The following is a 26,503-nucleotide window of genomic DNA, read 5'->3' as shown; positions in this document are numbered from 1 at the left end:
ATAATTGGTAATGATTGTCGGTTTACAAAGAATTTGTGCTTCACGTACGGTTATGCTCTTCCCTTCATATCTGGAGGGTTGTATATAGATATCACACCCTTTAATGTAAGGATAGGGGTTGGTACGTTTCCCTAAAATGATGACTTGGTGTTCTACCCCCGCTTCTTGAATACGTTGACGGATTAAGGATTCCATATCTCCGTACCCAATCAAGAACCATCTAAAGTCAAGGCCTCTTTTCAACAAACGGCAAGCGATATCAGGGATATTATCGTAATTTTTTGCTTCACAAAAACGTCCGATAGACAGTAGTATAAACGGACGCGGTTTTGTAGAAGACGGTGAAAAGTGTAGAGAAAATTCTTTTTGAGCGTCAAAGGCATTAGCTCGTCGTTTGATAAAAGCTGGAGAAATGATATTCTCTATAAGAACTATTTTTTTTGCTAAAGAAGGGAATACAGATAAAAAATTAGCAGATACTTTTTCAGAAATAGATGCAATGTGGTCGTATCCATTCCATGTTGGTAGTTCTTTTTCTACATCAATGTCGATTGTTGAATAATCTGTATGAATCCATGCTATTTTCTTGTGGGCTTTCACTTTTTCGAGAACAATGCCATGTGGTGTTACAAAACTGATGGCCAAGTCATAATAGCCCCAATTATGGAGTGAAGGCAAAAAAGGCAAAACGTTGAGATCTACGTATTGGAAAATAGCAGAATTATCTTTAGGGTGTTTACGATTAGCGTATTTCTGATACTGCCATTTTGCTTTCAATCTACCCCAAACCACTCCAAACTCTCCAGCCTTAAGCGCGGTTATGATTGGTGCCTCTATGTGTGAATAAGCGGAGATTTCAGGAAGTAGATTGACCTCTTTAGGTATCCATTCAAGCATTTCACCGCGGTGCGCATAAAGAAAAAGGTCAACATCAACTCTTGAATAGTCTAAGGTTTGCAATAGCCCGACAAGTGCGCTTTCTGCTCCTCCTATTTCTAAATAGTGCATAGCAATGAATATGCGAGATTTCATAGACATGTTTGTAACACTTTGAGTGTAATGTTGTGTAATAATTCTTAGGCCTTTGTTTTGCGCTATAGCCTTTAGATGTATCTCAACCTAGGCCTCACATTTTTCCATTTGTTTGCATAAAAAATCTTTAGAAGCTTTAGCCAGGACTTTTATCTGCTGATTAACAGGCGCCCAATCAATGGGTTGCATAAGAGTATCTGTGAAATCTGCTACAAGTCTTTCCTTTAGTCTAAAGTCGTTAAGCAAACTTGCCATTCTTTCGTTTATGCCTTCTTTTCTATTCACCACACACATCTCTCGATTGAATATTAAAGAAAAAGCTGTGGCATGAAAGGAGTTTGTTATAACGAAATGTGAATGTGCAATGAAGGATACAAATTCTAATGGCCCTATATTAACAAGATTTTTGTGAGCATAGCTCTCTTTGAAAGGCCCTATATTGTATATCTTCCATTTATTTCTAAGTGCAAGAGTCGTTGCAATGTCTCGAATTTTAGGAGAGTGTTCAAAATCGTATACAACGAGATATTTATCCTTGTTATTTGTGGCAGGGATGGACTTCTCCCATTGCTCTTTGGTCAATAAAAAAACAGGGTCACAGACGGCAACGCCGTCTTTTATCCCTAATCTTTCCAAGAGTGAGAGGGAGGTCCTTTCTCTCACGGAAATAGCGTCCAGTCCCTGCAACATTTGTGATACAAAATCATGACAATCTTTTTGTATCTCTTTAGTTGCGAAACTGGCAGCATAGCTAATTCGTCGCTTCCCTTTAGGCGCAAAATCTAAATAAAATGCAGGATCTTTCCCATTTGGATAGAGAGTATTCCAGATTTGGTCACTACCAGCTATATATATATCTGCTTGTGGCGGATCTTGTTTGAGTTCATCATTATTGTGATAGCGTCGAGTGAGTTTTAGATAGTTTTTAGTGAAGTCATCAAATATCGTTTTCCTTTTTAGCGAAAGAAGTCTCTCTGGTAGTTTTGCTATGAGATAGAGCTGCTTAAGTAGAGGTTTATCAAAGATAGGATTGATATTCCCCCATAGTTGATAATGTCCACTGAGGTAGGAAGGTTTATAATCTATAATTTGAACCTCATTGCCAATACTCTCTAAATATGTTTGTAAGGCATAGGCCTGTAGTGATGCTCCTAGATTGTAAACGTCATGGCAAGTAATTGTTCTTATCTTCATACTTGTGGTCGCTCCTTGAGTCCGATAATCTCCAAGAATTTTGAAGGGAATCGAACAATATAATATTTGATGGCTTTAGGGATATTTTCTAATAGTTCTATGCGAACTGCTTTCTGCTGAATCTCAGATAGCTTCTTTCCTTCCTTTAGTCCTTTCATGACAGAAGGATAGGAAAGCGGTCGGTGAGCACATTTCTTCATTTGTGCCTCACCTATAATCTCTAAGGTTGAGGGCTCTATGTGGAGAACATCTTTCATTTCTTGCAAGAGAGCTAATCCTTTTTGGGTAAGGCATAACACTCCATTCACGCCCTCTTCGTCATGTGCATATTTTCGTCCCCAAAGATCTCCAATTCTGATGTCTGCAGCAGAGTTGTCGTATTTATATTTACAATCTTTGTAGCATTGTTCTCCCAAACACCGATCTCCAAGAAACATCCTATAGAATAGGTCCCCTTTCGAAAACCACGACGAATACCGTTCTTTTACTTTCATGACCCATGAATCGTGCCAGCCCGTTTCCTTATCACGCCAAACAATATTTCCGATTTTCCCTATTTTCTCCTCTGTTTCTTTTAAGTATTGCTTCCAAAGGAGCATAGATGGAACTCCGTGACAAAAGAAGTCGAGAAAGATAACATCATCTTCCATCTTTCGCCTTTTAAGCCAGCGGCGGATAGAGTCTATCTGACAGGGGCATCCGGTGATGAAATATTTTTCTCCTTTTTTTATCTGTGACAATGCATCTGCTGCATGGCTTTGTATGTATTTTGACCCAATAGAAGCTTCAAGTTCCTCCTTCGTTTCAGCTACATAATGTTCTGCGCATTGTGTGTCGGGATTGTATTTACACACAATAGCTTTATAACCCTTGTTTATCAAGTAGCAGCCTATCTCAAAACTCACACCGCCACTGGTGCAGATACGACGAGTTGTTTTATTTTTACTCCATGCGGCAAAGCTTTGATGCTTGAAACCTTTTTCCTGACTCGGTGTGGAAGCATTAAAAGCGCATACTTGTAGACAAATTCCGCATTCGATACAGTTCCTTTCATCAACAATTGGTTTGTAGAATCCGTTATCGTCTTGGCTCATGGATATTGTCTTTTTAGGACATGCAGCCACACACGTCCCACACCCATAGCAATAGGAAAATTTGGAGATATTCTTCACGCTTTTCTAAGTGTTTTTTTGAGAGTTTCTTTTATTAGTTGCTTTTCTGTCGCTTTAAACATTGTTGTCCAAAACAAGAGAATAATTACAAAAACTTCTGCGATGAAGCGGAAAAAGAAAGCTGCTATAGAAGAACTATTTTCACTCAAAAGGTAGAACAATCCCACAACTAAGATCATGGCAAGAATAGCTTTGAAGTAGTCGGCAAAAATAGAAGTGTAGTTGATTTCGGGGATCAATTTGTGTAATATCCAAATGTCTGTGAGGCATACAATCATCTGACTAATGATGATGAATATGTAGCCAATGATGGGAGTAGTGGGGTGGAATTTTAGAAAGATGTAGATAAGGAGCGGCGTTGTGATATATATGATATTACGAACGATGCTCGAAGATTTGATATTGCCCGTTGCTTGTATGCCTATGGTAACAATCTGTGAAATACTGGTGATGTAAATAGTAAACAGTAATAAACGACAAAAATCTATGCTGTATGGTGGAATATTACCTAACCACAAATGGAAGATAAAAGGACAATCTAGGATGATAGGAATTGTAACAAGCGAGACAAGTAGCAGATTTAAACGGATGGAAGAGGTCATAAGAGTGTTCATCCTGCTTAAATTCTGAGAACTATAATTCATGATGATTTGTGGCCGAACAGCTGTAACAACATTAGCCACCAATCCCAATAAAATCCCTTGAACTGTAGTGGCAATACCTGTTGCCGCGTTCACTATTGTGCCAAAAAAGAAGTTTAGCACGATGTTGCTTCCATAGACTCGGAAAGAATAACCGCACTCCGATAGAATATTCCAGCTTGAAAAGACCAGCATTGGGCGTATGGTCTTTAGGTCTACATGCCATTGTATGTGGCATTCTTTATAATGCTTTTTGCAATATATCCGATAGGTGAGTGCTATGATGATGTTGGTGGAAAGAACAAGTAGAGCATATAGTATGAGTTTGTCAGACTTTCCTATTAACAATATGTATACGATGCCCAACTTTAGGAAAACATTGAATAATTCCACATAAGCATACACGTCCATTTTTTCATGCGCAATGATAGAGGCGTTATAGGGTACTTGTGTGATAGAAAGAAACATGCCTATAATGCTACACTGATACACGATGTGAGCCGCTACCATGCGGTGTTCTGGAATCACAAGCTTGTAGGAGAGTATCCATAATCCGACAGTTTCCGATAGAATAAAGATTATTGCGGCAATACAGAGGTGTACGATAAAAGCTGACGAAAAGGTCTTTTGTAGTTGCACCTCTCTTCCTTTTCCTATATCAAATGTCAAGAAGCGGCTGGTAGCGCCCGACATGGCTGCATTTAGGAAAGAAAACATGCTCACTATTCCCCCCACAACGCCATAGATGCCATAATCGCTTATTCCTAAAGTTTGCAGAACAACTCTACTGGTGTAGAGGCTAACTAATATAGAGAAAAGCATACGGGTATATAGAAAAACCGTATTCTTTGCTATTGTTTTGTTGTTAGATGAGATTGTCATCTGTCTGTATGGGGGTTAACGGGATTCATGCCAATGCTGTTAGTTGTCTGAATTGAGACAATGATTTGAAAGCGACGAATCACGCTGCTTAAAGGCCGTGTGTTTGGGAAGAGCACGGCCTTCCTAATGCGGCTTTAATCTCTTGATAGAGCAGGGTTGTTATGTGGGAGAATAGTTTATTTCTATATTCCTTCAGCTCCTCCAAACAATCTGGTTGGAGTTATAAAGTGTTGAAAATCTGAAAGATATTAAAGATTAGGATATGTATAGTTCAAACGATCCTATAGGAGGAGAGTTCTGAATCCCCCTCTCTTTCTCGCAAAGGTATTATTAAACTTTGAGAATATCAAATATAGGGAGGGGAAAATGCGGTGGGTGGTGGGAAGGGGGGGGGGAGATGTTGTTGCAAAACTCCCTTGCACGGAGAGAGGGGTGCAAGGGAGTTTTTAGGGGGATAAAGGGGCGGATGGTTAGAGCTTTCGTCCTTGGAAATAGGTGTTCCAGGAATCTTCGGCGTAGCCACCGCCACGGTAGGTGAAGTTCATGGTAGTGGCGCCTTCTACTTTGCGTCCGCGATAGTAGACCGCCCAGTTGTCGGTGGCATAGAAGCCGCCGGCGAGGGAGAAATTCATGGTGGAAGCACCTTTGATTTGTTTACCCTCGAAATAAACGTACCAATCGTCTTTTGCATAGCCTTTGCCGAGGTATCGGAAACTCTGTGCTGAAGCGCCCTCGATTTTTCGGCCGTGATAGAGCACGCTGTTGTTCATCTGCACATAGCCACCTTGCGTGAAGTTGCCGCCGTAGTAGAGGTTGTAGGTGTCTTCGTCGATGTCGTCGTCCACTAAATCTTGGGCGGGATCTGGACCATAGGGCCTGCGTTGTGTCACGAGGCGGAACGTGGCGGGGTCTACATACTCCAGGATTTGGCCGAAGAGAAACACATAGCGGTTGTCTTTACCATAGCCGTGTCCCAGATCTTGGAAGTAGCGCGGATTGGCTTCGCGCAGCGGCTGACCTCTGAAATATACATAGTCGCGCGTGATGGTGTATTCGCGGTTGAACACTTGCGCCTGACTCTCCATGAGAACCACGGAGGCGAGCAGCAGCGTGCAGAAGCATATCAATATCTTTTTCATCATCATGTTTGTTTTATGAAATCTTCGGTTGTCTTTGTCGCAAAGATAAGGATTAGTTTGTGGTTTGCCCTTTTTAAGAGTGTTTTTTGTGATTTTATAGGGAAAGATATTTCTTTTTTTATCGTATTTACGAGCGTAAAAGTTTTCGTTTTATTTTACTTTGTTGTGCACTTTTGGAGTGGCTAAAAAATCGAGTGTCTGCAAAATCTGCGGAATTTTTTAGTGGTTGTGTTTTGCTGTGGAAAGGAGAAATGGATGAAAAGCTGACGGAAAGAGGTGGATGGGTGCGTTTTTGCCACTTTTTTGGTCTTTTTTCTTGAAAATACGGCCGTACCTGTCCGTCGGTTTCCTTATTGCGTTGGCTGACTTCCTTATTCTGTCAGCTGACACAATAAGGATGCTGGCGGATAGCCTTATTGCATCAGTGTGCGAGTGGTTTCGACTGTGCGGTCGGAGAGAGAAAAGCGTGGATTGGAGCCATTGGTGGAAGGCTAAAAATAGGAAGTTTCTTTACGGATGTATAGAACTTCGTGGATGCTTTTAGCCCACGAAGTTTTACGAAAAGAGCGAAATCTCCACGAATAAGATGAAAAACTTGCGGAGTGCGTGGGCGGATGATTGGAGTAATGGCATCAAAAAATCCCGCCCGACCTCTGCGGGAGAAGTCGGGCGGGAATAGCTATAGAATAGAGAAAGTATGTCGGTTTGTTTTATTTCTCAGAGAGCATGGTCACTTCTATGCGGCGCTTGCTTTGGAGCATATTTTTGGCAATGCGTTGGACGTCGGCCGCTGTGGTTTTCTCCACAAGTTGCTTATAGTTCTTGTCGAAATCAACACCATAGCGCAGTTGGTTGTAGAGCACGTAGCTCCAATAGTCGTTGGTGATAACGGCCTGGTCGTACTGCTTGAGGAGGTATTCCTTTACCTTTTTCAGACTGGCAGCCGCAGGGCCAGATTGGGCAATGTGTTCTATCTGTCGGTAGATGATAGGCATTACCATTTCGTATTTGTCTGGGTCGGTGTCGAAGGATACTTTCAGCAGCGCGCGTGGGTTGGAATATTTGTCGATACTACTGCTTAGACTCACGCCATAAACACCGCCTTTGTCCTCACGAACAGAGTCGACATAGGCAATAGAAAGCACGCGGCGGAACATATCGAGCTGCAAGTCGGACTTAGCGGAGTAGGGTTCGTTCCAGGTGTAGATGATGCTCACCTTTGAGATGGGCGTGTTCATCTTCTTCGTCCAGCGGTGCGTTTCGTTGCAATTGCGCACATTGGGGTAGGTGTCGGCAAATGTTTCCTTCTTGCCCGTTGATGGCAGCGAGGCGATGTACTGTTCGAGCAAGGGGCGGAGCGTTTCGAGCGAGATGTTGCCCATCACAATCAGTTTGAAGTTGGAGGCATTGCTGAAACGTTCATGATAGATCTGCAGCACGCGGTCGTAGTTCACCTTGTCGATCGTGGCAGCCTTCACGGGCTGAGTGCGCGGCGAGTTGCCGTAGACGATAGCCGAAAGCGAATCGTTGTAGCCCACCTTCGGACTGGCCTCACGATTGGTCAGGAAGGAGCGCATACGGTTGAGTTCTGCACCGAAAGCCTGATCGTCGCGGCGCAAGTCTGTGAAGTAGAGGTGTGCAAGCTCGAAGAGCGTCTTCACATCCTTCACGGAGGATTGTCCGCTGATGCTCTGCGTTTCTGCACCTACGTTGGCGTTGATGCGCACCGTCTTGTCGGAGAGATACTTGTTGAGAGCGAGTTTGTCGAACTTTCCAAGTCCACCTTCCTTAATGGCTGTGGCGAGGAACTGAATGTTGGGGATGTCGGCATCAGGGTAGAGCGATGAGCCGCCCTCTCCGAAGAAGCGCAACGTTACCTGGTCCTTGTTGAAATCCGTTGGTTTGAAATACACCTTCACGCCGTTGCTCAGCGTGAGTTCTGTGGTGCCGTGGGCAAAGGCTTTCTGGCTCACGATGCGGCCCTTGTTGGGCTGTTTCTCAATGAGCTTCGTGTCCACCTGCTTTTCCTCGTAGGCGGGATACTTGCGCGCCTGCGCTTCCAGTACGTAGCTCTCCAGTTCAGCATCGGAGGGGATGTGGAAGTCCGCTTTCTCGGGTGCGTAGACCACAAGCACTTGGTTGCGATTGGTGATGGCCTCGCGCATAGCTGCATTCACATCCTTGAGCGTCACCTCGCGGTCGAAGCGTTCGGCCAGTTGCTTGTCGTAGGCCTCTGTTGTGATGGGCTCGTTGTTGAGGAAGTTGTTCTGCGCCTTGCGCACAAAATAGCTGTTGCGGCGATCGTCGCGCTGGTTGAAGCGGTTGTTGACAACCTTGAGGTAGAAAGCCTTGGCGCGGTCAAGTTCGCCCTGCGTGAACCCATGCTGGCGAATCTGTTCGATACAGCCCACGGCCGCTTCGAAAGAGCCACGGATGTTTTCCTGGCGTGCGCCGAAAGAGAGAGTGAACGCTTCTTTTGAGCGGCTCACGAGGAACTGGCCGATGTGTGCTGATGCGCTGAGGCAGGGCTTGCTCGGACTCTCCTGCACCTCGTTGAGGCGCTCGCCCACGATATAGCTCACGAGGTCGTCCAAGTAGGCATCGCGCTGATACTTCAGTGTGTTCTTTTCCGTGTCGGGGGCTGCGTCGCGCTTCATATAGAGATTCACGAGCATGATGGGCTGTTCTGCATCTTTCAGGGAGGCCACAATCATCTTGTCGTTGTCGGGCACGGAGAAGTACTCGCGCTTGGCGGCGTTCTTTGGCATAGGGATTGGGCCGAAGACGTCTTTGATCTTCTTCTCCATAGCGTCCACGTCGATGTCGCCCACCACGATGATGGCCTGCAGATCGGGGCGGTACCATTTGTGGTAGTAGTCGCGCAAATCTTTGTAGGGGAAATGGTCCACAATGTCCATTGAGCCGATGGGCAGGCAGTCCTCATACTTAGAGCCTTTGTAGATGATGGGAAGTGCATTTTCCATCATGCGCTGTGTGGCCATGCCGGCGCGGCGCGTACGCCATTCCTCGTGGATGACGCCCCGCTCCTTGTCTATCTCCTTATCGGTGAGCAAGAGATAGTGGCTCCAGTCGTGGAGGATAAGGAGGGTGGAGTCCACCGTTGAGTTGTTGCGCACGGGAACAGCTCCAACGTGGTACACAGTCTCGTCAACGGAGGTGTAAGCGTTGAGATTTGTACCGAACTTTATGCCGTGTGCCTCGCACCAGTGGACAATGCTCGGACTCTTGGGCGTGTCGCGGAAGTTCTGCGTTCCGTTGAACGCCATGTGCTCCAGAAAGTGGGCCAAACCGCGTTGGCGCGGCTCTTCGAGGATGCTACCCACGCGCTGGGCAATGTAGAAATCGGCCAACCCCGCTTCTTTTGCGTTGTGGCGTATGTAGTACGTCAGGCCATTAGGCAGCTTGCCAGTTCGGAAGCTTCTGTCGGTCTCTACGTTTTGTGCCGTAGCTTCTGTTGTAAGGAATAGCAAAAAAATATAGGATAAAATTTTCTTCATTTAAGAGAGATATAATAATGAGTGCTGAAGGATTAGAACGCACATCCGATGGTGAGCGTTACCCCCGTATTGTCGCGTCCAGCCAAAAAGGCGTTTCTCACGTTGGCCTTGTGGTGGACAGCATCGAGATTAACATAGGTCTTCATGCGAGTGGCGGGGAAATGGAAGGCATAGCCCACACCGCCGCCAAAGGTGTATTGCGGAGCAGTCAGATAGAGATATTCTCGATAGAGAAAGGCCTCCATCTGGGGAAATCCCTTTTGCTTGTCGGAGGGTTTGATGAATGTGCCATCCTCATAAGCCGCGCCACTGCCTTTAGCATAGGCCACGCTGCCGCGCAAGGAAAGCACACCGTTGCAAAGGAGCAAATTGCGCTCAGCTTGCAGATAACCTTCCGTTCGCGTGAGTTGCTGATGGCGGAAGTAAGGATAGTCGTAGCCCGTCTGTTTGCGGCGGTTCACATCCAGTCCGGCCTGCATGCTCCAAAGGGGAAGTTCGTTGACGATACCCCAGCGCGCGGTGTAGCCCACATGGAAATCCTGCCACAGGCGGTTTCCCGTCTTCACTGCATCATAGTATTCGTAGTAGGAAGCCCCCGATTGGTTCAGCAAACCTCGGTAAGTGTTGCGCAGGTTGCGGAGATTCTCCTGCGTGAAGTTGAGGTCCACGCTGTGCTCTTGCCTCTTGCCGCGCCATTGCAGGCGAGTGGTGTAGCCCAGTAGGTGGCTGTTGTGATTCATAAAGGTGATGGAATATTGCGACTTCCGCCCGTAGTATCCATGGCGGTAAGCGAGCCAGAAGTCGTTGTACCAGTTCAGTCCGGGCAGGGGCGTCCAGGCTGCTTGTACACCTGCACCTTGATATTCGGTCAGGAAGGGATGCTCAGAACCGCGCGCAGTGAAGCCTTGATCAGAGAACTGCTCCGCTTCCCCTATCCACGGGCCGTAGTTGATAAAGGAAAAGTAATCCTTATCGTTTCCGGCGTAGGTACTGAAGGAGACGCTCTCCGTGTTGCGGCGGTACTGATAGTTTGCGCCAAAGCTGAGCGTGCGGCCTACGGGAGCATAGATGGATGCCAAGAGGTTGAGGTCCATCAGCTTTGTTTTGTGGCGCAAGTCGCGGTACTTAGCAGCGTTGGCAGCAGTGAAGTCGACCTTTGCTCCTATAGCCATTCCGCGCCACATTTGCCAGCCGAGTGCGCCAGTGAGGTGATAGGTATCGAAATGCTTTTTGCCCGCATTGGTCAGCGAGTCCTCCGCAATGTCGAAAGGCTTGCGGTGGGGACTGATAAAGGCAGAGCCCGTCATTTCTCTTCCCGAAAAACTATCATAAGTCATCTGTCCGTAAACAACCATGCGCGGCGAGAGCCGGTAAAAGGACTCTACGCGGCCCGTAGTATTCCATGCTCGTGGCGATTCGTTGTAGTTGACGAAACCTCCACGCTGATAATGGGTTGAAAGTTCGGCGCGCGAAATGTTACGACTCTGCCAGCGTGTGAGTGCTGCAGCATTGTTGCCTCCCAGCCATGCGTCACTCGCCCCCACGAAGTTGAAGTCGCGCAGGAGCAAGCTGTCGGCCGTTTGAGAAAACAAGCCGACAGGAACAAGTAATGTCCCTGCCAGCAAGATGATATATGATGAAAGTTTTTTCATTTATTTAGTTGCCTCGAATAGAGAACTGCTTGCGTTCGTGGAAGTCGACCGTAGAATTGTTGCTGTCCTGGTAAACGATCTTTGCACCATTCTTGATAGATGCTTCAGCATCAATTCCGCTGGGGTCATTACCTAAGGTGTAGCCGTAAACGAGTTTTGCCTCGTTGCCTGCGATGGCCTTTGTGGCTGCTGCATCTACGTTGCGATACACAGTATGGCCTTGACGATAAGTCTGTTTTACAAAACCAGCGTCTATGTCGGCTGTGAAACGCTTCTTGCTTTTGCCAACATTTATGTCTTGGTATACTTCAACACCATCAATGACCCACGCTGTAGGAACTTTCAAACAAGCAAAAACTGGGGTTGCTGGTTTGCCAGCTTCATAAACGATGTTGGCTGTATTATTGGCATAGTCGCGAGGCGTAACGCCTTTGGTCTGGAAGATAAAGAAGGCGGGCGACGTCACGCTCAGCGGCCACGCGTTAGCTTGACCATATTTCACTGCCTTTAAGTAGTGAGCAGATGGAATAACATCGGTTGGTGTGGGATAGTATTTTGTGTTGCTATAGCCCGACTCTGGATCGTACATTGTATAATAGTCTGCGTTGACGTAGTTAACGCTCTTGCTGTACGTCTGTGTGTTGTCGATTGCGCCCATGCAACTAACTACCACTTGAGAGTAGGGAGCGAGTACCAAAGCCTGCTGGAAATACCAGATACCATTAGCTGCTGGTACCCATCCTTGAGAAGCGTAAGAAGGTTCGGTGCTGGACTCATCGCTGTACCAACCGTTTTGTGCCTGCGCATTATAGGGGTTGAGAATACCTACTGCCAAGTTGTTGACAACAGCCGTGTCGGGACAGTTATTATAGATGATGAAGCCCTTATCCATTTGGAAAAATTTAGAAGCATCGTTGTCGTAAGGAACGCCTGAAGTGTAGAGCTCCTTGATAAGGAGTTGGTCGGCGTTTTTGTCGCGGAGCTGGAACGTTACGTTCTTCACGGCCTTGGTTGAGATAGTGTCTGTTGTGCCGTCAGTATGTGTAACGATCATGTTCCAAGACTGAGCGTTGGCGGAGAGTGACACTGTTAGGAGGGTCACTAAGGAGAGTAATAATTTCTTCATGATGTATTTTGTTTTTTGTTTGTTACTAAAATGTTTTACTTGTTGAGAACTTTGAAGCTCTTGCTGGGAGTGCTCAGGATGTACACACCTTTGGGGAGGTTGTTGAGGTCTACGCTGACTTTTCCTTCAGCATCGGCCGTGAGAGTGCTCACTGCCACGCCACTGATATTATAAACGCGCACCAAAGCTCCTGCTTTCAGACCGCTGATAGTGGCATTGCTGAACGCTACGTTTGAGGCGGGAGTCGTTGAAGTACTGCCAGTGGCGGGTACGTCCTTGATGCTCGTCGTCACTTGCTCAGTGGTGAACGAATAGTCGCGGAGGCCTTCGAGTGCAGTCATTAGTTGGTCGCTTCCACAAGTAACCACGAGACTGTCGCCTGCATAGCTAAGCACGGGCGCCTCGTTCAGCGAGAATTTGCTGACAGTTCCGTCGGTCTGCGTCAGCACGAGATAGGTCACTGTCTCCGTTCCGTTGGCGGATGAAGCCTGGGAGTGGAGTGGAGCCAAAGTCATTATGGCCGCTGCGACCATAGTGAGGAGGGTTCTTTTCTTCATGTTGTTAATTATTTTTATTGTATCTATTCTTTAGTGTACAATGCGCTTGCGCGACATTGTGAGAGGGAGCGTGAAGGTATGGGCCGAGTCGCTGGTCACTACCACCTGACTGAGCGTACCATTGAAGAAATAGCGATAATCTTTGGTGGTTTTCTGTGCCGAACTACGAACGCTATAGATACCTGCCGGCACCGTGAAGTGAGCTTCGCCCTGCGTGTCGGTAGAGTCTACAAACGTACTGGCCGTAGTATTGAGCAGTTCAACGCGCAGTCCGTCCAGTGGCCCATCATAGGTCTCAGGGACTTTCAGCTTTATGTTGATTTTGACCACATCCATCGTGTCGTCGTAGTCCGCACATGCGGTGGGCAGCAACAGTAGGAGCGTCAGGAGTATGTAAGAGATACGTTTCATCAGAGTTTGAGTCTTAGCGAGAGTCCATAATAGAAGTTGGGAACATAACCGCTTCCGAAGAGCGACGTCTCTAATCCCGTCTGCGACGAGTGTACACGCCGCAAAGTATTGAAGAAGTTGTTGGCGTAGAAGGATAGAGAAACGTGGTCGCCGATCTCCTTCGTCACACTGATATTTGCCGACCAATACGCGCTTAGTTTGTTGGGATTGAGCGTAAAGGGATAGTTCGTGCGAACAATCAGTTGTGAGAGGTCGTTGTAAAGGTTGCGGTCGTTATCGCGCGCCTGGCGGTACGCATCGTAAAAAGGTTTCTTTTCCGTGGGATTATCCCAGGTAGAATAGTATTCGGGAAGTACGGCAACAGTTTGGTTGCGCGTTTTTCCATCATAAGGCTTGTCGAGATTCGGTTGGCCGTTTTCAACGAGATAGCCTTTCGAAGTTTTCGCCCGACTATAGCGATAGAGAGAACTCTCCACGCGCAGAGCCATGATAAGGCGCAGTTTGGGAATATGAGTAGTGAACGTAGCGTTTAAGTTTACTTGGCTCGACACATTCCCGTTGGTCACAGCAGCATTTGCCGTGTAGTCGGTGGAAGAGGCACTGCCACCGCGGTAGTAACCGATGTACTGATAGAGCGCTCCGTTGGATTGGCGATTGTGAAGTCCCAGTGGGACATCAGCAAAGAGCGTATGATCCATACCTTTATAATGGTAATAGTTACCATCAAGGCGCACCTGTGTGCGTAGTGGACGAATCTGCGTGAAATCAATGATCCATTCCAGTCCGTAGCGGCTCACGGTCGATGCATTTACGTAAGTGGCATTGGTCACGTATGTATAGCGGTTTTCATAGGGGAGCGTGACAGCTGGGCGCTTGCCCGTCACGTCTGTCACAGTGACAACGCCCGTTGTGTGGTCCATACTGAACGCTCGGTCGCTTACGGGGATGCCGCTCTTTTGCAGCGCCGATGGCGTGGTGTATTTATAGGCGAACGGCGTAAAGATGTTGGTGGCCATGTAGGGGCGGAACGTCTTGTTGTAGAAGGCCGACACGTTGATGTCTGCTATGCGCGTCTTCACCTCTATTCCCGCATCGTATTGGTGGGTGTACTGCCAACGCAGGTTGGGGTTGCTCACCGTTGTAGAAGGGTAAGTGTAGTAAGCGTAGTAGGAACGGTTCTGCGCATCACTTGTGGACGAGAATGCGAGCATATCTCGGTACGAGGGCGATGGATAAAGGATTTGGAAACTGGGAAGTTTCACACTCTTCCCCCATCCTGCGTGTAAGCGCAAGTCGGAAACCCATGTTTTTCTCCCAGAGAAGAATACGTAGCGACTGTTGATGCGCGGCGACAACGAACTCACGCGTGGATACTTCGAGTGGCGGATGATGGTAAGGTCTTCGCGCAAACCAGCTGTCAGTTCAAAGAGACCGCCTTTTGCTGTCGGGACGCTCACTTTCTCTTCCGCGTAGAGTGCCATATTGTTCATAGCGGGCTGTGCATCGTAGCGATATTCGCGCCACGTAGGGGCGTAGCGCAAGTCGTCGTAGTAGGTGCCGCGTCCGCCGTTGTGCGTGCTCGTCCACTCGGCTCCCGCCATGAGCAGGTTTCTCACGCTGCCAAACTTGTGGCTCCAATCGGCCTTCAGTTTTACGGAATAGTTGAACGGCTTAGAGTCGTTGAAACCTTTCACATACCAGTAGCCCGTTGGACCTAAGATGATGTTGGCCGAGGGGTTCTTGTCGTAGTCTTCCGCAATGTTGTAGCCCTCTGTGAGCGTATGTAGATAAGGCTGTGTGGATGCGCTGCTTGCCGTGGAATATACCTCTGAGCGGCGGTCGCTGAATGAGGCCGCGCCCATCAGTTGTAATGATGTGAGCCAAGGTTGGTTGAGCTGCCAGTTCAAGCGAATATTTCCGCTCAAACTGTTGTCCCGCGCTTTCGAGTAGCTATTCAAATGCTCGTCGGGATCTGCCTTCGAGTTGTAGCCACCAATGTTTCCGCGAAACCCCACATTGACCGTCAGCGGCAGGCGGTTTTTCATCACCACGTTGAGATAGTTGAGCGAAAAGGCGTTGCGTTGATAAGCCGTATACGGTGAAGCCGCATCAGAAAAGGAACGCGCGTGTTCAAACGAAAGGTTGATAACGCCACCGTCCTGCCCCACACCAAAGCCCTTATTGACTGCCAACTGACGTGTGTGCTGATTGACAGAGCCTTCAATGATAAATGGAGAGCGACCGCGGCGCGTGTTCACTTTCACAATGCCGTTGCTCAAGTCGCCATATTCCACGGATGGAATACCTGCAACGATTTCCACGCTCTCAATGTTCGACGCGCTCAGCGTGCGGGTGCTGGCGCCCAAGCTCTCTCCTGTTGTTGAATTGTTGTTGAGGCGCACGCCGTCCACTTCAACGGCCGTGCCGAAAGAAGCATTGCCGCGCTCCGAAGAAGCACTGCGCAGCGCCATACGCCTATCGTTCATCAACGAAGGATTAACACTCTTTCCGCCTGGAAGGAGTGTGGAGATATCGCTAAGGTTGATGATTTGCTGGTTGTCCAGAGTGGTGCGATTGATGGAGTAGGCTGTTGTAGCATCGTCGCGCTTGCGCTTTGCCACCACTACGGCTTCACCGAGTTTGAGGTCGTTCTCGTCGAGCGTCACATCCATGACGATGTCTTTGCCCGTAAAGTTGATGGTTTGCGTGCGCGAAGCATAGCCCAAACAACTAACGACTACTGTCGTTGGCCCTTTGGGTACGTTTTTGATAATGAAGTGTCCAGATTTGTCTGTATAGGCGTAGAGGTGGCTTTCTTTGAGTGTGACAGAGGCAAACATGATGGGCTGTTTGTCCTTGGCACTAATAATGGTGCCTCTCACGTTCTGCGCGAAGCCCACAATACTAACACTCCCTAATATAATGGTTAAAACGATATCTCTCCTTCTCATTCCGAATGAAAATACGGCATTTTGGATAGGCAAAGATAGGCCTTCCCAATGAGAGGTGAGATACCCTATAGGGGGTATTCCTACTTAATGAATGTGAACTCAAACGTATTGGCAACTGCGTTTGAGGGAATCTTGAGCGTCTTTTATCGCTGCTATCAGAAGATTTGGAAAATGCCACTTACATGGCAGTAAATGGCTAAGAACGTGTAAGTAAGAGTACCCACAATAAAGCTGATAATGGACCACATTCGTGAAGTCGCAGCAGCCATGCGTGCATCCATGGGGCGTTCTTCATCATAGAGGTTATCTGCTTGTCGCGAGTAGATAAAAGATACTATGCCCAAGGGGAGAAAAAAGACAGCTGAAAGAACAGCCCAAGCAAAGTTCGTTCTCCGCTTATGTGAACTGTATTTTTTTGTTGAGTTAGTTTCCATAAAGACTGACGATGCACATCTCTTCCGAAGCCCCAGCTAAATAGGGTTTTCGTAGCAGATGACATGGCCATAAATTGGTAATAGCGGTGCAAATGTAATAAAATGTCGGAATATTTGCTGTTTTTTTTGTCTTTTATTTGACGATTTGCTTGAAGAATGTTTTGATGGGGTTGTACTCGTTGTTGATAAATGCATCTAAGATTTTGTTCGACACTCCCGATTTGGCGGGGATAATATCGCAATCGGCCACGGCGGCAGGCAGGAGGCAGGTGGAGCCTTCTCGGAGTAGGATTTGTTCGCCCGTGGAGCGCAAACGGATATAACTATCGCCCTGGATGGCCATCGTAGCAAAGAAACTGTCGTATTTGATTAAGTCGCGATGAATAGGCGCGTCGAAATTGACAACGCGAACATTGAAAAATTTACTATCAATGACCAGAGTGGCACTATTGTTCTTTTCTTCGTAGCGAGTGCGATACTGACTGTCCACCTTGTAGTTGAGGGCCTGCTGCGCTAAGTCGACATGGAGTTCGCGCGGTCCGCCGTCCATTCCGAGGCGGTTGTAGTCGAAAATGCGGTAGGTGAGGTCGCTGCTCTGCTGCACCTCGGCCAGTAGGATACCTTTGCCGATGGCGTGGATACGACCTGCTGGGATAAAGAATACATCGCCGGGCTGCGCCTCATGACGTGCTATGACATCGGTCAGGCTTCCGTCGGCAATGCGCTGGCGCAGTTCGTAGGGCGTAATCTCTTGCGCAAAACCGCTATAGATACAAGCTCCGGGTTCCGTTTTGATAACGTACCACATCTCGTTCTTACCCATCTTTCCGTGTACCGCTTTGGCCATTTCGTCATCGGGATGCACCTGTATGCTCAAGTCCTCTTGAGCGTCAATAAACTTGATGAGCAGTGGCATTTGCCCATCGTAGTGTTTGTAAACGGCCTCTCCGAGCACCTGCTCTTTGTAGGCCGCGATGACCTCATTGAGCGTTTTGCCAGCCAAAGGTCCGTTAGCAACGATGCTGGAGCAGTTGGGAATGCCGCTGACCTCCCAGGATTCACCAATAGGAGTCTCGGTATGCGGAAGCTGCTTCCAGTTGGTAAGATAATGTCCGCCCCAAACAGCCTCATGTAGATTAGGCTCAAATAGGAGGGGGTAAAGAGTTGGAAGACTTTGCATGTTGCAAAAATACAAAAAAATAATAATCTCTCCACTCTCGCCTTTTTTAGCTCTATCGAACTGATGCCTCTTTTAGACAAGGCCTCAGATTCGTCCGACTTGTCCGATTCGCCCGTCTTGTCTTCTCTTTCGAAAAAGTCAAAAAACTTCTGATTCTAAGCCTCCGAGAATGGCGCGAAAATGAGCTGTTCGATAAAATCTCTGAGCAGCGCAACGCTGGGCCGCTTGGAAAGGACGATGAAATAAGAGTGTTGATAAATACAATAAGGCTGTCGGCTCACGCAATAAGGCTATTAGCTGACACAATAAGGCTGCCCCTTCACAGCCTTATTGTATCGACGCTTTGCCAGAATAAAATCACTCCTCTCTCCCTTCTTTTTCTCGTTTTTTCCTTATAGCATTTCCACATCTCTTAGGTGTTCTTCATCAAAACTCTCTTATTTCAAACTTCATCTAATAAACCGCCGCGAAAATCCCTTCCTTTTAACATTTAGATTGTCCGACTCACTTGTCAAATTATCAGACGATACAATAAATCTTTCCGGCGCATCCTTCTTAGCCATTGGCCCATTAAAAAAGCGGCACTCGCCGCTCCCCATTAGCACATTAGCATATTAGCACATTCTATTAGCACATTAAAAAAGCGGCACCCGCCGCTTCACATTAGCACATTAGCACATTAGCACATTTCTTTGCTGCATTAGCACATTCCCTAAATCTGTCCGCTCTCCACCAGTCGGCACACGCGCTCCGTCAGGCGGTCGTCGCCGTTCGGGTCGTAGTGTTTGTTGAGGTTTAGGCCAAACATCCAGCCGATGCCTTGGTAGAAGTTCGCCCGCGCAGTACCGAGGAAGGCTCGCGCAATGCTCAAGCCCGTCTGGTTGCACTCGCGATCCACGAGCTTGATAAGCAAGCGGCCCTGCGAGCGGGTCAGGCGGCGCACCATAGGCTTGTACTCGTTCACCAAGTCCTGCTCCACGCGTTTCCAGTGGGCATCTCTGCTCCGCTGGTCGGGCAAAGTCTCCACATAGTTATAAGTCTCGATGATGGTATATCGGGCCATTTTAGCCATAGGTAGGAGCTTTTTGATGTTTTCCACCAAGCGATTGTAGCGCTCCTTTTCCTCGTCGTTCTTAAAAACAAGCGGGGGATATTTATATACAGGGTCGACGAGGCGGATAGCTGGGATACTGTCGCCCTTGTAGAGTGTCTTCTCCACTTTCACAAAGTGGGGCATAGCCACGTTCTCCAGGTTCTTGCTTGAACCAGGATCTTCAATGTCTTGTGCTTGGAGTGTCAACGCCAAGGTGGCACATAGCAACAGCAGTATGGCTCTAATCTCTTTCTTCATAGGCTGCAAAAGTAGAAATATTTGTCACAGCCCTGCGTTATTTTATATTAAATGAGAGGAGAAGTAGTTTTTTTTAAGGATATTTGCAAGAAAGTGAGCTATTTCTGGCTCACGCAAAACTATATCTATATGGCAAAGTCCAAGAAAACCTCGCGCCGATTGTCCAAAAAGGACGTCGTGCAGCAATTGTTAGAGCTCTTCGAACAGAACCCTGCGAAAGATTTCAAGGTGAGAGAACTCTTTCAGGAACTTCATGCTACCAATCATCCGCAGAAAATGCTGATGCTCGACGTCATTGATGATCTCATTCTCAACGATTATATAGCCCGTGACGATCGCGGTAACTACCGCTACGCGGTGCGCTCCCAGGTGATGGAAGGTACGTTTGTGCGCAAACGCAACGGCCGCAACTCATTCGTTCCAGACGATGGCGGGCAGAGCATCCTTGTGACGGAGCGCAATTCGAGCCATGCCCTCGATGGCGACCGCGTCAGAGTGACCATGCTGGCCCGCCGACAAGGCCACACCCGAGAGGCCGTAGTGACGGAAGTACTCGAACACAAGAACGACTCCTTTGTGGGCGAGCTGAAAGTGGACAGAAACTTCGCTTTCCTTATCACCAACAGCCGTTCGCTGGCTGCCGACATTTTCATCCCAAAGAAGTTCTTGAAAGGCGGTAAGACAGGCGACAAGGCAGTGGTGAAAATCGTGGAATGGCCGCACGACTCGAAAAGCCCCATAGGCAAGGTGGTTGACATCCTTGGACATCAGGGCGAAAACAATGCAGAAATGTGCGCCATTCTTGCGGAGTACAATCTGCCGTATTCCTATCCCGAAAAGGTGGAACAGGCTGCGGACAACATCCCAGTAGAGATTCCAACCGAGGAGATAAAGCGGCGCGAGGATTTCCGTGATGCCGTGACTTTCACCATCGACCCGCGCGACGCTAAAGACTTCGACGACGCCATTTCTATACGTCGCATCAGTGGCAAAGGCCTTCCGCTCTCCACTGCACGCCCTAAAACCACCAGCAGTAAGGCTGTGTGGGAAGTTGGCGTACACATTGCCGATGTTTCCTACTATGTGAAGGAGGGCGATACCATAGATCGTGAAGCCTACAATAGAGCCACGAGTGTCTACCTTGTAGACCGCACCATCCCGATGCTGCCCGAAAAACTCTGCAACCAACTCTGTTCGTTGCGACAAGACGAGGAGAAGGTGGCATATTCCACTATTTTTCATCTCAACGAGAGGGGCGAAGTGCTGGATTGGCACTTGGCGCACACCGTGATACGTTCCAATCGTCGCTTCACTTATGAGGAGGTGCAATACATCCTGGAACACAACAGCGAGGCTTCGGCGGCCGATCTCCAAACGCCGGGCGACCATCCAGAAGTCCTGCCCGAGGGAACACCGCTCACAGGAGAGTTTGCAGAAGAACTGGTTGTGCTGAACCGCCTGGCAAAGCTCCTGCGCGACAAACGCTTCAAAAACGGAGCTATAGGCTTCGACCGCCCGGAAGTGCGCTTTGAAATCGACGACAAAGGCCATCCCGTCTCTACTTATCTCAAAATTGCGCGCGATGCCAATAAGCTGGTGGAGGAATTCATGCTCTTAGCCAATCGCTCCGTGGCAGAGCGCATCGGAAAGGTGGCTCGCGGCAAGAAACCCAAAACCTTTGTCTATCGTATTCACGATGTTCCCGACCCAGAGAAGCTGGAGAAACTGAATGGATTTATAGGTCGATTTGGCTACAAACTAAGGACGGAGGGCACCAAGCAAGAGGTGAGCAAGAGTCTGAACCAACTGCTCGAGGAAGTTCATAATCGTCCCGAAGAAAATATGGTGGAAATGGTGGCGCTAAGAGCAATGATGAAGGCGCGCTACTCTATTCACAACATCGGCCACTACGGACTGATGTTCGACTACTATACACATTTCACGTCGCCCATCCGTCGCTATCCCGACTTGATGGTGCACCGTCTGCTCACGCGATATGCGGAGGGTGGCCGAAGTGCCAACGGTCCGCGCTTTGAAGAGTTCTGTGAACACGCCAGCGCCATGGAGCAACTGGCAGAAACGGCAGAGCGCGCCAGCATCAAATACAAGCAAATCGAATTTATGGGCGACCGACTCGGAGAAGAGTTCGATGGCGTCATAGATGGGGTAACGGAGTTCGGCCTCTATGTGGAAGTGACGGAGAACGGCTGCGAAGGAATGATTCCGCTGCGGTGCTTGGAGGACGACTACTATGAGTTCGACGAGAAGAACTTCTGCCTCATCGGCCGCCGCTTCCGAAAGCGCTACGCCTTGGGCGACAAGGTGCGCATCTGCGTGGAGCGCGCCAACTTAGACCGCCGACAGCTCGACTTCTCGCTCGTGGAGACCGAAGAACAAAAGGCGCATCCCGCCAAGTCGGCTAAACCTGCAGCTAAGTCGGCATCGCGCCCCGCTCCGCAAAAGCCGGCGGCGAAGAAGAAACGCACCTCGCGCGGAAAGAAAGGCGCAAGATGACGAAAGGGTAAGACTTGCCGCAGAGCAACTGCTGGCGGCTCGTCTTTCGCCTTATCCACTGCTTTATCAGCTGTATCGGACAGAGCAGCAAAGCCCGAGTGTCCGATAATAAAATAGCCTGCGGCGAACACGCAAGTATCCTACCCATCAAAGGGAGTAGCTTGTGTGTTCGCCGCAGGCGTTTTGTGTTCGGTTTGTTGCAGCAAGCTTTCGCGCAAAGGCAAAAGCTTGTCGCGCCACCGTTGATATTTCTTTGTTAGTGGCTCATCGCCTTACGCACGGCGGTTGCGCTGATTGGCAACTACCACCTGCGAAAAAGTGCGACCGTTGTTTGCGCTGGTGCTTGCTTTCTCGTTGGCGCGCACCTTTGTTTGCGCCTTTGCTTGTGCGTTTTTGTTGGGAGACATTTTAGCAGCTTGAACTGAAGCTCCCGCTGTAAACGTCACTTTCTTCACGCTATCCGTTGGTATGCGAAATGTCTTCCCGTCTTTCTGCTTCACAACCATGTGGTAGTGCTGTGCGGCAGCTGGAGTGGTAAGGCCCATGATGAATAGGGCTGCAAGAAGCATCTTTTTCATTATTCTGTTCTTTATTTGTTTACTACTTTGATGATGGCCGAGCCAGCTGTGATTACGTAAGTGCCGGCGGGGTATTGGCCGAAGCTGATGTGGGCATCGCCATTGCTGTTGGCTTTTGCGCTATGCAGCAGACGGCCATCGGTGGCATAGAGGCTCACGAGCGTACCCGTAGGTAAGTCGCTGAAAAGAGCCGTTCCGTTTTGCAGCGTAGGGCGCGTAGTGGGAGCGTTGAGCCCTGTGGTGAGCTGTTGGAGAGCATTTATCAACGCATCGGCATACATCTTTATGCTGCGTCCACTTTCGTCGGAATGGGGATGTACGTCATCAGGGCAGAACTCTTTGAATGTATTGCGACCCGTGAGAGGAGAATGGTCGGAAACATCGAGTAATTCCCACACACGCAGTAAAGGCACTTGTGCTTTGTTGGCTAACCATTCTTGCATCTGACAAACGCCTTTGGTATTTACATACTTGGACGTACCATCAGCATTAACGCCTATCCACGCTTCATGGTTGTCTGAAAAATAGCCAGCCAGAATTATTTTGGCATGAGGTGCGCGTTTACGGATTTCATTGAAGAGAAATGCTACAGAACCGGCATAGGTGTTTTTATCTATATCGAAAGCATGAGAATTACTATTCAGTGTAGCCAGTTCTTTATCAATCAGTTCTCTATCATTATATCCATGGTCGAAGATTACTATATCTGTGTTGGAGTTGATCTCCTTGAAAACTTCTTCAAAAGAAGCGTGAGTAGGAGCAGATGCGCCCCACATCTTTTTCATCTCAGCTTTGGTCATGGATAGGCATGAGTGTGGGTCTAAAGAATTACCTGGTTTGATGCTGCCCATTGATATGTAGGAAGCACCAATAGCACGGTTTTTCAAATTCATTCCGAGACGTTTGGCTACAAGTTCAGGATACTGACGACCCGGTACGCCAGCAGGAATAGACGTTCCTATCCAAACGATGTTTTTGCCTGAATAAGGATTGGATTGCTGGGCGAAAATTGTGGTGATGTATCCTATTATTATGAGAGCCAATAAGAGCAGTCGTTTCATTCTATGTCGCTGTTCTTTATTTGTTTACTACTTTGATGATGGCCGAGCCAGCTGTGATAACATAAGTGCCGGCGGGGTATTGGCCAAAGCTGATGTGGGCATCGCCATTGCTGTTGGCTTTTGCGCTATGCAGCAGGCGGCCGTCAGTGGCATAGAGGCTCACGAGCGTACCCGTAGGTAAGCCGCTGAAATGTGCCGTCCCGTTTTGCAGCGTGGGGCGCGTAGTGGGAGCGTTGAGGCCTGTGGTGGGAGATTCAACAAAGTAGTATTTCTGCACGTTCGATAAGTCGGTCGTCACTTCATTGCTACCGCCCACTGCCTTAAACGTAGTGCCAGCGTAAGTAATGACAGGGTTGTCGGACAAGGAGAAAGTGATTTTTTGTCCGTTTTTGAGTGCCACTACGAGGTCTTTGGCTTGCAATCCAGCAACGCTCAAGAGCAGCATCATAAGAAGGGTGATTCTTTTCATGTGAGTAGGTATTTACAAGATAGATAAAAGGAAGAGCAGGTGTGTACGTATTGCTTCGTCCGGCCTTTCCAAAATTTTATGGAAACTTTATGCTTTCACCTCCGGTAGTTCAATCTGCGTCACCTGTAAGTGGGATTCGCGGAGGAATATAGCTGCTGTTTCGCGGAATTTAGATTCTTGTTCGGTGGTGAGGTAATGGCATTGCCCCATCTTGCTGCACTGCGCCTCAAGTTCGGGATGTCGCTTGAGATAGTCCACCAAACTGCGCGCCACATACTCGCCTTGCTCGATGATTCGGACCCCCTCGGGGACATACTTCATGATTTTGTTGATAAGCAAAGGATAGTGAGTGCAACCCAGTATGAGCGTGTCGATTTCTGGGTCGAGGCGCATGATCATATCGATGCGTTTCTTCACGAAATAGTCGGCTCCGGGTGAGTCATATTCGTTGTATTCCACCAGCGGCACCCACATGGGGCAAGCCAGCGAGGTTAGTTCGACATATTTCTCCAAACGGCAAATCTCCATTTTGTACGAACCAGAGTTGACGGTGCCAGGTGTGCCGAGAAGGCCCACATGCCCCGACCGCGTAATCTCAGGTACAGCCTCCACCGTGGGGCGAATCACGCCCAGTACGCGGCGGTCCGCTCCGAGGCGCGGCAGGTCGATTTGCTGAATGTTGCGCAAAGCTTTGGCCGATGCCGTGTTGCACGCCAGTATCACCAAGCGGCAACCGCGGGCGAAGAGAGCCTCCACGGCTTCGAGCGTATATTTATAGATCACCTCAAAGGAACGAGGCCCATAAGGTGCGCGGGCGTTATCGCCCAGATAGAGATAATCGTATTGCGGCAGGTATTGCCGTATCTGGCGGAGAATGGTGAGTCCGCCGTATCCGCTGTCGAAAATACCGATGGGATAGCGTTGCTTATTAGAGTCTTCAGACATCTTTCTTCTTCTGTTGTGCTGTGGATATAGCGCAGCGTGTGGAATAATTCAGGGTGTTTATCGCTGGAGCTTTTCTCTGACGTAGGGCGTGGCATCCTCTCCAAATTGCGGATGCACAAAGGGCACTGTATTATTGTCGAGATTAAGCACAAACTGATAGCCGTGCTCCATGCCCACTTCGCGGATAGCAGCATCCAAGCGTTGGCGAACGGGCTGCAGGAGGTCGACAGCAGCTTTCTTTAATAGTTCTTCGGCCGACTGGCGGAAAGCGATGCTTTTCTCCATAGCCTCCTGCAAATCGCGCTGACGTTTCAGCAGAATGTTCTGCGGGAAATTCTTCTGGCCTTGTAGAAATTCGGCAAATTGCCGTTTGAATCCCTGTTCGTTATAGTCCGTTTCTTGCTGATATTGTTTGCGGAGCGTTGCGAGTTGCTCCTGTGCAGCAGCATAGTCGCTCATCTTCACCAGCAGCGAGTCGTAGTGTAAATATCCATATTTCAGAGCGGTTTGCGCCTGCATCGCGGCACAGCCCACAAGCAGCAAAACCATCAGGAGAATTGTTCGCTTCATACTTATATATAAATGTGTGTTCTGCAAAAATAATGATTCCCCTCCGAATCTGACACATAAACGACAATAATAACTCAAAAAAGCAAGAATCAAGCATTTGGAGTCTTCGGCAGAACTTTTCGCCTGGCGGCTTTCTCCCTGCCGTTGTTTGGCAAGATGGGTCTTTTTCTCTTCTCCTTTTTCACCTACTGATTTCTACAAAGGAGAAGCTGAAAAATACAATAAGGGTGTCAGCTGACAGCCTTATTGCGTCAGCTGACACAATAAGGAAGCCAGCTGACACAATAAGGATATTTTTAGCCCTTCTTATTGTGTTGGAAATCAGATCTGTACGAGGCTCGATTTTCTCTTTGGGAGAGTGGATAGCTTCCCGCAGAATTGTTCTAAAAGTCGGAAAGGGGAGCGGCTTCTCCTGTGTGTTTTTACGGCAGTATATATCTTTTTGCCATTTTTACTTTGCAATTTATGGAATAGTCTTTATTTTTGGCTTGTCTAATATTTAGCCAACTAATTCTAAAAAACGTAATACTATGGCAGAAGAGAAAACCCCCGGCCTAAGTGCGGCGTTCTCCCCCAAGAAGCTTTGGGAGTTCGTCGGCATCATCCTTGTGACCACCATTGTTTGGAATCTTCCTATCGACTTTTTCGGTATCAACGGACTGACAGTTGTGCAACAGCGCATCATTGCCATCTTCGTGTTCGCCACGCTCTCTTGGCTCACGGAGTGTATCCCATCCTGGGCCACTTCGCTCGGTATCATCACCTCGATGTGCCTTACTGTGACCAACAACGCGCTCCTTCCTTTCAAGGGTGAAGGCGTGGGAGAGTTGCTCAAGTCGAAGGAAGTCATGGCTTCCTTTGCCGACCCTGTTATCATGCTCTTCTTGGGCGGTTTCATCCTTGCCATAGCGGCATCCAAATCGGGTCTCGATGTTCTGCTGGCTCGCTCTATGATCAAACCATTTGGGCGTAAGAGTGAGAATGTGCTGTTGGGCTTTTTGCTCATCACGGGCGTGTTCTCCATGTTCGTAAGCAACACGGCCACGGCGGCCATGATGCTCACTTTCCTCACCCCCGTGTTTGCCGCTCTCCCAGCCAGCGGTAAGGGGCGCATTGCGCTGACATT

General features: G+C 48.4%; 21 protein-coding genes. 2 read left to right on the top strand and 19 right to left on the bottom strand.

Going from position 1 to position 26,503, the window contains the following annotated elements:
• The 14 genes from ABLA33_RS07255 to ABLA33_RS07190 all read right to left on the bottom strand — a co-directional run.
• Positions 1-1,032: glycosyltransferase (locus ABLA33_RS07255; protein ID WP_347719797.1), on the bottom strand; the 1,032-nt coding region annotated here is incomplete at its 3' end.
• Positions 1,033-1,119: 87 nt separating this feature from the next.
• Positions 1,120-2,226 carry a polysaccharide pyruvyl transferase family protein gene (locus tag ABLA33_RS07250; RefSeq protein ID WP_347719796.1) on the bottom strand — a complete coding sequence of 369 codons (1,107 nt, stop codon included), beginning with the start codon at positions 2,224-2,226 and terminating at the stop codon, positions 1,120-1,122.
• Positions 2,223-3,398, bottom strand: coding sequence for a Coenzyme F420 hydrogenase/dehydrogenase, beta subunit C-terminal domain (locus ABLA33_RS07245; protein WP_347719795.1), 1,176 nt, complete (start codon positions 3,396-3,398; stop codon positions 2,223-2,225). Before ABLA33_RS07245 ends, ABLA33_RS07250 begins: the two co-directional genes overlap by 4 nt.
• Entirely contained in the window at positions 3,395-4,921 is a 1,527-nt protein-coding gene (locus ABLA33_RS07240) for a polysaccharide biosynthesis protein (RefSeq protein WP_347719794.1), read from the bottom strand. The genes ABLA33_RS07245 and ABLA33_RS07240 overlap by 4 nt, the downstream gene beginning before the upstream one ends.
• Positions 4,922-5,391: 470 nt before the next feature.
• Positions 5,392-6,060 carry a DKNYY domain-containing protein gene (locus ABLA33_RS07235; RefSeq protein ID WP_347719793.1) on the bottom strand — a complete coding sequence of 223 codons (669 nt, stop codon included), beginning with the start codon at positions 6,058-6,060 and terminating at the stop codon, positions 5,392-5,394.
• 710 nt (positions 6,061-6,770) lie between these two features.
• Entirely contained in the window at positions 6,771-9,578 is a 2,808-nt protein-coding gene (locus ABLA33_RS07230; RefSeq protein WP_347719792.1) for an insulinase family protein, read from the bottom strand.
• A 32-nt stretch (positions 9,579-9,610) separates the two neighbouring features.
• Positions 9,611-11,230, bottom strand: coding sequence for a DUF6850 family outer membrane beta-barrel protein (locus ABLA33_RS07225; RefSeq protein ID WP_347719791.1), 1,620 nt, complete (start codon positions 11,228-11,230; stop codon positions 9,611-9,613).
• 4 nt (positions 11,231-11,234) lie between these two features.
• Complete coding sequence (locus tag ABLA33_RS07220; RefSeq protein WP_347719790.1) at positions 11,235-12,356, bottom strand: DUF4876 domain-containing protein; 1,122 nt, start codon at positions 12,354-12,356, stop codon at positions 11,235-11,237.
• A gap of 35 nt (positions 12,357-12,391) precedes the next feature.
• Positions 12,392-12,913, bottom strand: coding sequence for a T9SS type A sorting domain-containing protein (locus ABLA33_RS07215; RefSeq protein WP_347719789.1), 522 nt, complete (start codon positions 12,911-12,913; stop codon positions 12,392-12,394).
• A 30-nt stretch (positions 12,914-12,943) separates the two neighbouring features.
• The gene (locus tag ABLA33_RS07210; protein WP_347719788.1) at positions 12,944-13,324 is read right to left on the bottom strand and encodes a hypothetical protein; all 381 of its coding nucleotides are present in this window, start codon (positions 13,322-13,324) and stop codon (positions 12,944-12,946) included.
• The gene (locus ABLA33_RS07205) at positions 13,324-16,275 is read right to left on the bottom strand and encodes a TonB-dependent receptor (protein ID WP_347719787.1); all 2,952 of its coding nucleotides are present in this window, start codon (positions 16,273-16,275) and stop codon (positions 13,324-13,326) included. The genes ABLA33_RS07210 and ABLA33_RS07205 overlap by 1 nt, the downstream gene beginning before the upstream one ends.
• A 155-nt stretch (positions 16,276-16,430) precedes the next feature.
• On the bottom strand, positions 16,431-16,709 hold the full coding sequence (locus ABLA33_RS07200; protein WP_347719786.1) for a CD225/dispanin family protein: 279 nt from the start codon (positions 16,707-16,709) through the stop codon (positions 16,431-16,433).
• Positions 16,710-16,842: 133 nt separating this feature from the next.
• A complete protein-coding gene (locus tag ABLA33_RS07195; RefSeq protein ID WP_347719785.1) occupies positions 16,843-17,889 on the bottom strand; it encodes a type I phosphomannose isomerase catalytic subunit in 1,047 nt (348 codons plus the stop codon).
• A gap of 712 nt (positions 17,890-18,601) precedes the next feature.
• Positions 18,602-19,240 (bottom strand): DUF4294 domain-containing protein, encoded by a 639-nt coding sequence (locus tag ABLA33_RS07190; protein ID WP_347719784.1) that lies wholly within the window; start codon positions 19,238-19,240, stop codon positions 18,602-18,604.
• A gap of 129 nt (positions 19,241-19,369) precedes the next feature.
• Here ABLA33_RS07190 and rnr point away from each other — a divergent pair, with 129 nt between their 5' ends.
• Positions 19,370-21,754, top strand: coding sequence for a ribonuclease R (rnr, locus tag ABLA33_RS07185; protein WP_347719783.1), 2,385 nt, complete (start codon positions 19,370-19,372; stop codon positions 21,752-21,754).
• 272 nt (positions 21,755-22,026) lie between these two features.
• Here rnr and ABLA33_RS07180 read toward each other — a convergent pair whose 3' ends face one another.
• The 5 genes from ABLA33_RS07180 to ABLA33_RS07160 form a co-directional block, all read right to left on the bottom strand.
• Complete coding sequence (locus ABLA33_RS07180; RefSeq protein ID WP_347719782.1) at positions 22,027-22,332, bottom strand: hypothetical protein; 306 nt, start codon at positions 22,330-22,332, stop codon at positions 22,027-22,029.
• Positions 22,333-22,343: 11 nt separating this feature from the next.
• On the bottom strand, positions 22,344-23,393 hold the full coding sequence (locus ABLA33_RS07175; protein WP_347719781.1) for an SGNH/GDSL hydrolase family protein: 1,050 nt from the start codon (positions 23,391-23,393) through the stop codon (positions 22,344-22,346).
• 16 nt (positions 23,394-23,409) lie between these two features.
• A complete protein-coding gene (locus ABLA33_RS07170) occupies positions 23,410-23,862 on the bottom strand; it encodes a hypothetical protein (RefSeq protein WP_347719780.1) in 453 nt (150 codons plus the stop codon).
• 87 nt (positions 23,863-23,949) lie between these two features.
• Positions 23,950-24,807, bottom strand: a complete 858-nt coding sequence (murI, locus tag ABLA33_RS07165) for a glutamate racemase (protein ID WP_347719779.1) — start codon at positions 24,805-24,807, stop codon at positions 23,950-23,952.
• A gap of 57 nt (positions 24,808-24,864) precedes the next feature.
• On the bottom strand, positions 24,865-25,377 hold the full coding sequence (locus tag ABLA33_RS07160; protein WP_311489531.1) for an OmpH family outer membrane protein: 513 nt from the start codon (positions 25,375-25,377) through the stop codon (positions 24,865-24,867).
• Positions 25,378-25,907: 530 nt separating this feature from the next.
• Here ABLA33_RS07160 and ABLA33_RS07155 point away from each other — a divergent pair.
• Positions 25,908-26,503, top strand: a 596-nt coding sequence (locus ABLA33_RS07155; protein ID WP_347719778.1) for an SLC13 family permease, incomplete at its 3' end; no start/stop codon positions are given.

The sequence above is a fragment of the uncultured Alloprevotella sp. genome (assembly GCF_963536905.1).
In the GTDB taxonomy this organism is placed as follows: Bacteria; Bacteroidota; Bacteroidia; order Bacteroidales; family Bacteroidaceae; genus Alloprevotella.
The sequence above is the reverse complement of the archived record's forward strand: the minus strand, read 5'-3'. Positions and strand labels throughout refer to the sequence as shown.